Annotated in this window: 5 protein-coding genes; 2 read left to right on the top strand and 3 right to left on the bottom strand. The window is 32.7% G+C overall.

The genetic code is table 11. The features are described from left to right. Positions 1-3,899, bottom strand: a 3,899-nt coding sequence (gene porU / locus ACOYLT_RS07170; protein WP_422853182.1) for a type IX secretion system sortase PorU, incomplete at its 3' end; no start/stop codon positions are given. Positions 3,900-4,105: 206 nt separating this feature from the next. On the opposite strand from porU, the gene gldJ reads away from it, so the two are divergent. Together gldJ and ACOYLT_RS07160 are read left to right on the top strand one after the other, a co-directional pair. Beyond that, entirely contained in the window at positions 4,106-5,818 is a 1,713-nt protein-coding gene (gene gldJ, locus ACOYLT_RS07165) for a gliding motility lipoprotein GldJ (protein ID WP_422853181.1), read from the top strand. A gap of 67 nt (positions 5,819-5,885) precedes the next feature. Beyond that, the gene (locus tag ACOYLT_RS07160) at positions 5,886-7,169 is read left to right on the top strand and encodes a UDP-N-acetylmuramoyl-tripeptide--D-alanyl-D-alanine ligase (RefSeq protein ID WP_422853180.1); all 1,284 of its coding nucleotides are present in this window, start codon (positions 5,886-5,888) and stop codon (positions 7,167-7,169) included. 338 nt (positions 7,170-7,507) lie between these two features. Here the strand turns inward: ACOYLT_RS07160 and ACOYLT_RS07155 are convergent, their stop codons facing one another. Beyond that, positions 7,508-8,494: a PorP/SprF family type IX secretion system membrane protein gene (locus ACOYLT_RS07155; RefSeq protein WP_422853179.1), complete on the bottom strand. Its 987-nt coding sequence runs from the start codon at positions 8,492-8,494 to the stop codon at positions 7,508-7,510. 10 nt (positions 8,495-8,504) lie between these two features. Then, a partial coding sequence (locus ACOYLT_RS07150) for a PKD-like domain-containing protein (protein ID WP_422853178.1) occupies positions 8,505-13,125 on the bottom strand: 4,621 nt, incomplete at its 5' end.

Below are 13,125 nucleotides of genomic sequence, written 5' to 3'. Positions count from 1 at the left end.
AGGATTACAAGTTTTTCTATTTTTTCTGCTTTTTTATTCGATAAAGTTGACTTTACAGTCAGTTTATAGACATAAACTCCCTTGCCAATTCGGTCTCCAAAATCATCTTTGCCATCCCAAGTAATGTTTCTAGAAAGAAACCCATCGGTTGTTACTATTTGGTTTTTGGTCCATACAATTTTGCCAGTAATGGTCATCACTTGCACTTGTACTTCTAAGGGTTCAAATGGTCTATTATGTGAGAACCAAAACTCGGTGTAACTTACAAAAGGATTTGGATAATTTAAGACATGATCAAGTGCGATATTCTCATCTCCTACAACAACAAATTGTATGTCTTCAGTAACTTTATTGTTGTACACATCCCATGCAATAAATGTTAAGGTATGTAAACCAACCGCTAAATTTCTGAATGGAAAGTAAACTCTTCCTTTGGTATAATCATCTAATTCTGTTTGGTAATAATCATTCATAATATAGGGCTTTGTTTCATCACCATCAAGAATGCCTATAATATCATGACCTATTCCGCTAGCGGTATTTATCCCATGTTCGTCTTCTAGTTGGGCTAATAAAAAAGGCGCTGCATTCGTTATTCCGCCATTGACAAAAGTTTCGTCATTCATGTATAATTTTAGTTTTGGACCTATGTTGTCTGCTACTGCGTTGGTATTTATGCCGCCAATTTTAATATCGGTATTGTATCCTGTTTTATCTAAAAGCATTTGATTTTTTTTAGAATAAAAACTAATTCTTCCCTTTTCAACTGGTATTCGAATATCTCTTGGCACTACAAAACCAAATTCAAATCTTCCATTAGTTACGGAAGCATTTCCTCTGAAAATAGTTTCTCCTAAAATGTTAAATGACATATTCGTAGCTGTTTGTCCTGTTTCGTTTATTGCGTCTGCACCATCATTTCTTAATGTGGTTAATGTAATTTTTTTGTCAAAAATATTTACTGTTAAATCACCGTTGTATTGAGTAAACAAATTATTGTTTTCATCTAAAACTTCTCCAGAAAGTTTAACATAAGCCAAAGATTTAAAATCATCTATTGGGCCGGTTACAGGCATTTCGTTTACTTTTGTAAGTACTATTTTGGGTCTTGGTATAGCTAGCATTACAGCAGGATCACCAAGATAAAAAACCACATTTGTTGCTGTGTTTGGGCTAGTGTTTTTTGCAAGTCTCAGCGCATCTGCCATTGAGTAATATTGATCACTTCCAAAGGAGAAAAGAAATTGCGCTAGTGTGTCATTAAAATTCTGTGCAGCACCTTGATTTATGGATCGAATGGTGGTTATCATTGAGATAGCGCCACCCTTAGGATTCCAGAAAGTGAATTCGCCTGCAGTGGGTCTGTAAGGATTATCAAATCTTGAAAAGTCACAGGTTATAGTAATAAACAATGGGTATTTATACCTATTATTTAAATTTTGTCCATCTGAATTTTCCCATATTCTTTCCTCTGCCAGTTCTTCTGGACCACCATGCCCTAAATAGTTAAAAACCAAAGCTCCCTTTTCAAAAGCTGTAAAAATTTCTTCTCTTGCTTTAGGGTAACGTTTTCCACCAGCAGAGGTTTCTTGTTGATAGGAGTCTAAAAGTATTTTTTTTAGGTTGATGAATGGTTTTTCGGTAGCTATTTTATTGGCTAATCTGTTTTGATAATATTGTAAAAATTTATCAGCTGGTTTTTCCGTTGAAGGATCATCTGCAATACAAACATAGTTGTTTCTCCAGCTTCCATAAGATTTAATATCATGGTATTCTATAACTTTATTTACCATTTCCTCGGCTTGCTGTGTAGTACTAACAATCATTCTGCCAACGGCAATATCTATTCCGCCCAAGTCAAAATTTGTGTATAAACCACTGTTGGAAGTAAATGTTCCAAAATCCATTCTGCCTTCATCATTATCCATCATGCCGTAAAAATCATCAGAAGCAAAAGACACTTCATCTTCTGTAAAACTATTTAAAGCTTGGTATATTGGAACAATATTAGTGTTATTGGAAACTCTATCTTTAAAATCATAAGAGGCATCTCCAAAAGCATTCAAATATTTAATGCGTTTGTCTGTTGAAGACGCATTAAAGTAAACATACTTAGCAAAGTTTCTAATAGCGCCAATATCTTGTTTTCCTGAAGAAAATTCTTGATATATGTCTTCTAAATTTACAACTTTCACACTCATGTTAGAATTATTTCTATGAAAGTTGGCTAGTTTTTCTGCCTGCGCATTTAAGAATTTGGGCGTTATAATTAAATAATCAATATCTTGAAATTGTCCTTGTGAATTAGTAAAGATGTTGCCTTTTAAGTTTTGGTTAACCACTTTTGATTTGGATTCTTTGGATGGATATAAATAATCGCCATTACTAATGGCAATATATTTTCGGATTTCACCAAGTGTAGATTTGAATGAAAAAACACTTTGATTATTATTTTCTACTTTTGATACATTATAGATGTCTGTGATGTCCCAAACTTGGGTAATATTTGAAGCATTTGAAATTTGGTACTCTCCAATTTCAAAATTTGAAATTGCCTGGTCATATTGAAATCTAAATTGTTTGTCAAATCCTTTTAAGTTACAAGTCGATTTGATGTTGATAAAATCTAAATATCCTTTTGCACTTGGAAAACCCAGATTGTCAAAAGTTATTTTTACTGTTACATCTTCGGTGGAAGAAGTAATAGTAGAAATTAGTATTTTCTCCCCAATTTTTGCAGTAGAAGTACCACTATTTACATTAATATTTATATTTCCAGCTAATTGACTATTAGTTTCAATTTTAAATTTAGAATTTGTTCTTGCTACTGAAGCAACATGAACAGATAACTGTATTGGAGATGAAGTAACTAAATTGGGAATTTTGAATTTAAATTCTTGTTCGTTATTGTAACTAAAATCTTCTCCAAACCAAATTCTTCCTAATTTTTCTAGGTTTATTTTATCTTTTTCATAAAATTGGTAATTATCAAAAGTTGTTATGGTGGTAGTAGGATTATCTGTTGGCTGAAACATATCAGTAATCCTTTTACCAGCATCGCCAGTCGTTGTTACGTAATAATAAGATTTGTCAGCATATATATTTAGGTTTGATTTATAATCATCATTCCAATTGTCAAGTCCTTCAGCATAAAAAAGAATGTAATCCGAACTATCAAAAACACCATCATTTTCCCCTATAAATTGAATAGCATTTTCTTCTAAGTCTGAAGGATAAGATGATGAATTTAAAAGCGGTAACATTCTTCCACCGTTTCCGTATATTTTAATTTTTCTAGGGTCAACATTAGTGTCCAATCCTAAACTTTGAAGAAACCCTTTGGTAATTTTATAGACACCAGAAGTTTCAATATAAAAACGGTACCACTTTCCGGTGCTTAAAACTGAATTTTCAACACTGCTAACATTATTAGAAGATTTTTGAACGCTATTAGGAGGTTTTTGCGATATAGAATAACTAAATGAAATTAATTTTTTAAATGAATTTCCTTCTTTAATTATAGGAGATATTGTAATTTGTCCGAAATATATATCACGAGCAATGATGTTTTTGAAGGAATATTTTAAGGAAGTTGGAATTTCTTTTACTGCTAAATCACCAAGTTGACTTTCTAGAATTGGTTCATAAATAATATTGGATAATTGTAAACCATTTTCATTTGCAAGGCCATTAAGTTTTACTCTCGAGCAATATTTTAAAGTTCTAGCATAACTATCAAACTGGAGGTTTAAAATGTCAAACTGAGGAATGTTGTAAGAGGTTTTCCCATAAGCCAATTCTTTTTTTTCAGTCCAATTCAATGTTACGCTTGCTTGGTCTTGAGAAAAAACAAAGAGTATATTAAAAACAAAAAAGTAAATTGTAATAATCTTTTTCATGGTGAACAGTAAACGTAAATTTCTTTAAATTAGTATAAAAATGCAAAAAAAATTTTTTTTTGAAGCAAAATACAATAAAACTATTATTTTTGCGTTATATATCAAATTAGCCATAAGACGGCAAATTTACTATTAATTTAAAAAAATGTTGCAGTTTAAGGGTTAATTCTTATATTGCGCAACTAATTTATTACCTACTAAAAAGTATGAAAGTAAACAAAATTATTGCTGTAAAATTAGTACTAACATTAGTTATAATGATTGGTTTTACTAATTGTAGTAAAAAGTCCAGTTCAAAAGGGGGTTCTCAAGCCACTGGATGGAAGATCAATGATAAAAAAGGAGGATTTCAGTATGCTTCAAATTTCAAAAAACAAGCCACTGGACCAGGACTAGTTATGGTTGAAGGAGGAACATTTACTATGGGTAAAGTAGCTGACGATGTAATGCATGATTGGAATAATACTCCAAATCAACAACATGTGATGTCATTCTACATGGACGAAACAGAAGTTACTAACATGATGTATATGGAGTACCTTAATTGGTTAAAAACAGTTTTTCCTCCAGATCAAGAGAATTACAAGAACATCTATGAAGGAGCTTCTCCAGATACTTTAGTATGGAGAAACAGATTGGGTTATAATGAAACAATGACAGAATACTATTTAAGACATCCTGCCTATGCAGAATATCCTGTAGTCGGTGTAAATTGGATTCAGGCAACCGAGTTTGCCAAATGGAGAACAGATCGTGTAAATGAGAATGTCCTTGAGACACAAAAATATTTGAAAAAAGACGCTAAAGTTACAGATATGACTGCTGATAAAGTTTTTAGCACAAATGCCTATCTTGCTTCTCCTTCTACTGCAAAAGGTGGAGACGAAAAACTTGTTTTGAAAAGAGGTCAAAAACCGGGTGCAGCTCCTAAAACAGCAGGGTCTACTAATACACAAGGGAATAGTCCTAAGAATGTTTACGCTCAAATAAGTTCTGGTTTAATTTTGCCAGAATACAGATTGCCAACAGAAGCAGAGTGGGAATATGCAGCAGCATCTGATGTAGGTCAGAGAGAGTATAATTCATATAAAGGGCAAAAGAAATATCCTTGGTCTGGAAGTTACACCCGATCAGGGAAAAGACAATTTAGAGGAGATCAATTGGCTAACTTCAAGCAAGGAAAAGGTGATTACGGTGGAATTGCTGGTTGGTCTGATGACGGTGCTGATATTACTAATAAAGTAAAATCATATCCACCAAATGATTTCGGATTATATGATATGGCAGGAAATGTAGCCGAATGGGTTGCGGATGTTTACAGACCGATTGTGGATGATGAAGCAAATGATTTCAATTATTACAGAGGTAATGTTTACATGAAAGATAAAATTGGGGAAGATGGTAAAGTAGAATTAGTTACTAGTGAAACACAAAAATTTGAAACTTTACCTAATGGAAAAATTGTAGCAAGAAACTTGCCAGGAGAAATAGCTCAAGTTCCTGTTGATGATAAAGAAACTTATTTAAGACAAAACTTTGATAAATCTGACAATAGAAATTATCGTGATGGTGACAAACAATCAACTAGATATTTCAAATTTGGTGCTTCAGAAGAAGGTGATGAAAAAGGAAAATTAAGAGATGACCAAAGAATGTATGACTCTCCTAAACATAACGTTTCTATAGATAGTTTAGGTAACATGGTTAAGAAATATGACGAATCAAACAAAAGAACTACTTTAGTCAATAATGATGTAAGAGTATATAAAGGGGGCTCTTGGAGAGACAGAGCCTATTGGTTAGACCCAGCACAAAGAAGGTATTTTCCACAAGATATAGCTACTGATTTTATTGGATTTAGATGTGCAATGTCTAGAGTTGGACCAAAAGCGGATAAGAAAAAAAGAGCTAGAAACTAATTTTAGTTTTTAAATAATACCAAAAAGCCCTAATTTTAAGGGCTTTTTTATTTTAAACTTACTGAAGATGACAATTCAAAACATACATCATTTATTTTTAAAGTGCAATAAAGTTTCCATAGATACCAGAAACATTCAGCTCAATTCTTTTTTTGTTGCCATAAAAGGGGAACGTTTTGATGCGAATACATTTGCCAAAGAAGCATTAGGAAAAGGGGCAAGTTATGTAGTAATTGATAATCCAAAATATTATATAGATGATAGAACCATCTTAGTAGAAGACAGTTTGAAAGCACTTCAAGAGTTGGCAAAGTATCATCGACAATTTTTGAAACTTCCAATTATTGCTTTGACAGGAAGTAATGGTAAAACAACTACTAAAGAACTAATTAATGTTGTTTTGTCAAAAAAGTTCAGAACTATCGCTACCGTTGGCAATTTGAATAACCATATTGGTGTTCCTTTAACTTTATTATCGTTCACAAAAGAAACAGAATTAGGAATTGTTGAGATGGGGGCTAATCATCAAAAAGAAATTGAATTTTTGTGTGTAATAGCACAGCCAGATTATGGATATATAACTAATTTTGGTAAAGCCCATCTTGAAGGTTTTGGCGGAGTAGAGGGAGTGATTAAAGGTAAAAGTGAAATGTACACTTTTCTAAAAGAAAACCATAAATCAGTTTTTGTAAATCTGGACGACGAAATCCAAAACACTAAAACTATTAATGTTAAAAGAATCACATTTAGCCAAAACGAGACCACTGCAAATGTTTACATAGATAGCATTGTTGCAAATCCATTTGTAAAAATTGTTACGATGGATGTTGAAATTAATTCACGTTTAATTGGGCTTTATAATGCTAATAATATTAACGCAGCAATAACAATTGGAAATTATTTTGATATTTCTACTAATGATATTAAAACAGCTATTGAGAGTTATGTCCCCGAAAACAATCGGTCACAATTATTGATGAAAAGTACAAATGAAATTATTTTAGATGCTTATAATGCTAATCCAAGTAGTATGAAAGTAGCCCTAGAAAACTTTATCCAGTTGGATAAAGACAATAAAATCGTAATCATTGGAGATATGTATGAGTTAGGCCTAGAAAGCTTAGAAGAACACAAAGCCATCGTCTATTTTTTAAAGGATAATAGTTCCTTTGAATGTCACTTTGTTGGAAAAGATTTTTTTTCAAATAAAATTCAAAATGCCAACTTCCATTTTTACAACACTTTTGATGAATTTACTCAGTTTTTAACTTCAATAAAATTAGAAAACAAAACCTTACTAATAAAAGGTTCTAGAGGAATGGCTTTAGAACGAACTTTGGAATATTTATAAATAAAAAGCTCCTCAATTTTCTTGTGAAGTTTTTTTATTAAACTTCAAGCCAAACCTTAGAAATTTCAATTAATTTGGTTAAAAAATACCCAGAAATTATATCTAATTTGATGAAAATATTTATTACTAAATAGTCAATTAATTTAATCTTTACTTATTTTTAAATATTTAGAAACGACTGAATTTATAGTAAAAATCAAAAAAACAAATGAAATAATTTTTTAATTTTCTTATCAATATTTATAATCTTACTTTATTTAAGTTTACCTATTCAAAAATTATATTTTTTGTAATACATTAACTCTTTGTAATACTCAATAATAAATGCAAATAATGTATTAATAATAATTTGGGCATCCCCAACATCTATCGCTTTTATCAAATTCATATGAAATTGAAATTTCATATACTCCTCCTGTTTTTCCAATTTTACTAGTATTAAAATCGTAGGAATAACCAAATTTAAATCCTTCATATTTAAATCCTGCATAGGCATTAATCGAGGTTAAAAAATGGCTATTTGGATTTCTTCTAATTGGGTTTGTGGCTGCCAATAAACCAACAGAAAAATTTCCATTTACATATTGAGGACCAAAATCAATTCTATTGTATTCACCCTGTTTCATGAAATTGGTAAGTAAATAAATACTGTCTTCATTATCAAACCTGCCATACAATGTATTCAATGGAATTTCTATGGAGGAATGAACCGATACAAACATATCGATTTGGTTATTACCATTGTATGCCATTGAAATATTTGGCCTGTTAAGATGTTTTAGTGTAATACCAATCCAGGATTTTTCATTATTAAAAAGCATAGACGTACTAATATCAAAAAAATTAATTTTTTCATTTAATAATAATGGATCTATACTTGTTGAATAAATAATCCCATTGTTAATATCTATCTGATCTCCTAATAACAAGTCCTGAAAACCAAAATCCTTACTACCATAACCAAAAGATAAACTGGGTCTAAAATACCAATCATCATTAATTTGAACTTTTAAAGAATAATTTAAATTTACTTGAGTGAAATTATATCTTGTAGTACTTTCTTTATGATTTAAAATACTTATTCCAAGACCACTATTAATTTCTTCAAACCAATTATCAACATAAGCATATTGAGTATTGATACTAAAATCAATTCCAGGCCATTGCGTTCTGTGAATAATACCAGCTTTTGCACCCTCTTTTGCACCAGCAAATGAAGAATTAATAGTCTCGGGCATCATAAAATACTGAGTGAATATTGGATCTTGTGCTTTAACTTTTCCGAAAGTAAACAAGAGAAAAATTAGTATTATTGATTTTTTCATAATTAAAAAATTATTTTAATAAAGTAAATGGTCCATTATAATTAATCTCTGCACCAAATAATGTAGTTGCTCTTACAACAATTATATAGTTTCCGTTTTCACTCTCACGGCCATTTATTTTTCCGTCCCAGCCAATTAAGGATGTTCCAGACTCTACATATAAAAGAGATCCCCAAGTATCATAAACCTTCATTTCTACTACACCCATACAGTTAAATTCTGGTTTAATAGTGTCATTAATAGCATCATAATTACCTGGAGTAAACCCAGTAGGGACAACCATATCGTATCCTTTTGTTATAGCTATCGTTTCAGAAACAGTGTAGGTACAGGTCACACCACCTATGGCATAATTAACCAAAAGTGTTATGGTATGATCTCCTATGGTAGTGAAATTATGAATGATTGAATCGGTAGATCCTATCGGAATGCCGTCTACTGACCATTGGATACTTGTATAATTTCCTGTAGAAATATTAGTCAGAGTAATTGGGTCGTTCACTGCAAAATTACCACAAATAGTGCCAGAATTTGAAGCAATATTCATCAATGCATCTCCAATAACTGGCAAATTCACATTAATTGGAACTTGAACAGGAATACATCCAAGAGTATTTCCTTCAACATCATTTACATCTACAATATAAGCTCCATTTACTGATGTTGTCATACATTGTGGGTTAACTGGGACACAAGCATTTCCTCCAGACCAACTAAAAGTATATCCTGGAACTCCACCATTTGCAAACACATAATTAGTTTGACTTACTTCTTTTATAGGACAATTAACATTAACGTTAGACGTTGCAAATGCTGTTAATGGGGTTGGTCTTGTTAAAGTAATTGGTTGACTGGTAGCTGGACAATTATTAATGTCAGAGATTGAAATTGTGTAGGAACCAGCGCTTAACCCAGAGCGGCACCATTCATCTGGATTTGTTATAGATTGAACCCAGCCTGTACCTATCGGGAATGGTGATGTTCCTCCAGAAATTTTAATACAAATCGACCCATTATCATATAACCTATTAGGAAAACAATTTGGATTGGTAACACTTTTAATTGTAAATGCTAATAATCCAGGTTGTGTAACAGTAATAGTTGTAGTTGATGAACAATTATTAGCATCTACAACTGTATAAGAATAAATACCCGCCATGACAGTATAATTACCTACTACAGTATATGGCGCAACTCCTCCAGTTGCAGAAACAGTAACCACAGCAGTTCCTCCATTGCATAATATTGGAGATGTTATAGTAGCAGTAGCAACCAATAATGGTGGTTCTGGTACTGTTATAGTTACATTGGATACACAATTATTAGAATCTTTTACTATGTAAGTATAGGTTCCTGCAAGAACGCCTGTATAAATTCCTATATCACCAGTATATCCTGTTCCAACTACTCCGCCAGTTGCACTAACGTTGATAGTAGCAGTACCTCCATGACATAAAATAGGTGAGGTAATTGTGGCAGTAGCAACTACAAGAGAAGGTTCGTTTACTGTAAATGGTGGTGTTATAGCTGTACATCCATTTGCATCGCTAATTGTATAAGTTCCAGTTCCTGCATTTACAGTTATTGGTCCTGTTCCGTTATATAAAGGAAGCGGTATAGTAAAAGGAGTTCCTCCTGAGCCAGAAATTGTAATCACTCCCGTAGTTCCATTACATAATATTGGTGATGTAACTGATGCAGTGGCGACCAAAAGAGACGGTTGTGTGATATTGATAAAAACTGTTTTAGAACAACCATTGGAATCAGTAACTGTGAATGGAATGTTAACTCCAGCAGGAACCAAGAATGACCCTGTTCCTGTATATCCTGGCACACCGCCAATTGCAGTTACTGTTACTGTTGCATTTCCTCCAAAACAGGCAACAGGTGTTGTTATAACTGCTGTTACCTGCAATAGAGGTGGCTCTGGAACAACAATCGAAACGGATGTTTGACAATCATTAAAATCTTTTACGACATAAGTAGGCGACATTCCTGCGTTAATACCTGTAAATACTCCTGTTCCAGTGTATGGTTCTGTTCCCCCTATTGCAGTTACCGTTATTGAAGCGGTTCCTCCGAAGCATAAAATTGGAGAAGATACTGAGGCTACTGCTTGTAATGCTGTTGGCTCAATTATTGCACCAGATTTTGTAATGGTACAACCGTTAACATCAGTAATTAAACAACTATAAGGCCCTGCGGGTAAATTAGTAGCAATTGAAATAGTCTCACCACTTGGTGACCAAATATAGCTATAAGGAGAAGTGCCTCCAGTTGGTATTGCTTCATAAGTTGCCTTTCCTGTATTACAAAGTATTGGGGTAATAATGTTAATACTTGATTGTAAAAGAGTTGGTTCTGTTAGTTGATATTGTAATACAATATCATAAGGACATGCTGAATCTTGAATAGTTAATGTATAATTACCAGCAGGGATATTATCAATATTTAAAGCCGTATTTAATGGAGGAATTACTCCGCCGGCACTTAAACTACCGCTGCTTACAATTACTAAAGGTGTTACATCATTTGTTAAAGTATACGTATATAATCCAGAACCGCCTGAAATTAAATCATGAATAAAACCATTTGAATCTCCTTTACATTTTACGGAAGACCCATTATAATCAGAAACGGATTCAACAACACTAATTGGAACAAATAATTTTAATATAGCCTGTATTTGAGACCAGTAAATACAACCATTAGCATCAGTAACCTTTAGTCTATAATTACCCTCGCAAGCATTTGGTAAAATTGGTCTGCCAGTGGAAACTAAATAATCGAATAAACCAGAAATAGTTGCAGATTCTTTATACCATTCAAAATAATAATTATATCCATAAACTGTTGGAGTTAATAAAGGAGTTCCTCCTGAAATTGCCAATTCTACATAGCCATCACATGGTGGTATTGCAGTATTATTACATGAAATATCCTGATGAATAATTAATGTTTCTGTTATAGGAGTAGGAGGTGCAATAGTATAAGTAAACGAATAGGTACAATTGTAGCCATCGGTAATTTCTACTTTATAATCTCCTGGACATAAATTAAATTGATCTCTATCACTTGGATTACCAAGTGGATTTGCAGGAGTACTCAAAGAAGTCCAGAGATAAATAAATGGTGCTCCTCCTGTAGGATTTAGAGTAATACTGCCAGCACATAAAGGAACTGAATCATGACACAATACATTAGTGATAACTTCGTTTGGCGTAACTTTTGGGTTAACCGTTACAATAATTTCAAAAGGATCACCAGCACATTGCACAACATTAGGATTAGATGCTACATAATACGATGGTGTGACTTGGAAAGTAACGGTTTGAATAAATGGCGTTGGATTGTCTAATATTCCGCTATTAAAAAATAACGCGTCTGTTCCGGTTGCCCAACCTGTTACTCCTCCTGTTACTGTTGGAGCCCCCCAAGTATATTTAGTAATATTTGGAACAATCGTTGTAGGAGTCGGAAGTTGAGCATTGATTGGGGCTAATGTAAATGCTGTTTGATTACATATTGTTCTTAATACGGTTGGGATAAATGGCTTAGGTTCTATCCAAATTTTAACATCAAATGGTAGTCCAACACAAGTTCCTGAACTAGGTGTAACCGTATAAATAATTGATTGAATAGCATTAGTTGGGTTAATTAACACTTGGCTAATAGTAGTTAAACCTGATAAAGAGGAAGAAGTAGCCCCTAAATTGTTGAGCGGAACTGTCCAAGTAAATGTTGTGCCAGTTGGCACAATTGTAAACGCATCAGGAATTCCATTTTGAGGAATAATAGTAAATGCCTCTCCGCTACAACGGGTGTCGGTTAATTGAGGCACTGAAAATATCGCTGGGGTTGGATTTACAGTAACTACTATTTCAAAAGTAGTCCCTTGACAACCATCAGAAATCGGCGTTACATAATAAATAAGTTCTTGCGCAATATTTGAACTATTTAAAAGAACTTGACTAATAGAAGTTTGTAGAATGGTTTGATCCGAATATCCGGTTAAAAATATATTAGTATTTGTTGTCCAAATATATTTTGTATTTGCTGGAACAATAGTATTTATGTCTGGAAGACCATTTTGTGGGATTACAATAAACGAATTACCACTACAAACTTCAACTGCGTAATCAAAAATAGTTGATTTAGGACTCATAGCTACATTTACTGTGAATGGATTTCCAGCACAACCCATTGAAATTGGAGTCACTTCATATTCTACAATTTGGGTAATATTACTTTGATTTACTAATGTTTGACTAAAAATTGTAGTTGGTCCACCATTTGCTTCACCTAATACATTCGGATTATCAATATAAGTCCACGTATAAGTAGTTGCGGATGGAACAATCTGATTAGGTAAATTTGTAATTGGAGATAATGTAATTAAATCCCCACTACAACCGCCAATATTCTGAGTAATTAGTTTTGGTTTAGGTAATACGGTTACGTTAACATTAAAATCAGGTCCATTACAAAATCCTTGTGCACCAGAAACAGGAGTTACCGTATAAGTTACAATTTGTGTTTGATCACTCGTATTCTCTAATAGTTGTGAAATAGTAATCTGATTCACTTCATTGGATTCGCCAATTATAAATGAATTTGGAATTACTGACCAA

Source organism: Flavobacterium sp. (assembly GCF_049318185.1).
GTDB lineage: Bacteria > Bacteroidota > Bacteroidia > Flavobacteriales > Flavobacteriaceae > Flavobacterium.
Note: the sequence above shows the minus strand (reverse complement) of the source record. Positions and strands in the feature narration are given on the sequence as shown.

Bases quoted from the DNA above. Each gene is read 5' to 3' on its own strand.
- ACOYLT_RS07155 (WP_422853179.1), bottom strand. From the start codon at position 8,494: ATGAAAAAATCAATAATACTAATTTTTCTCTTGTTTACTTTCGGAAAA.
- gldJ (WP_422853181.1), top strand. From the start codon at position 4,106: ATGAAAGTAAACAAAATTATTGCTGTAAAATTAGTACTAACATTAGTT.
- ACOYLT_RS07160 (WP_422853180.1), top strand. From the start codon at position 5,886: ATGACAATTCAAAACATACATCATTTATTTTTAAAGTGCAATAAAGTT.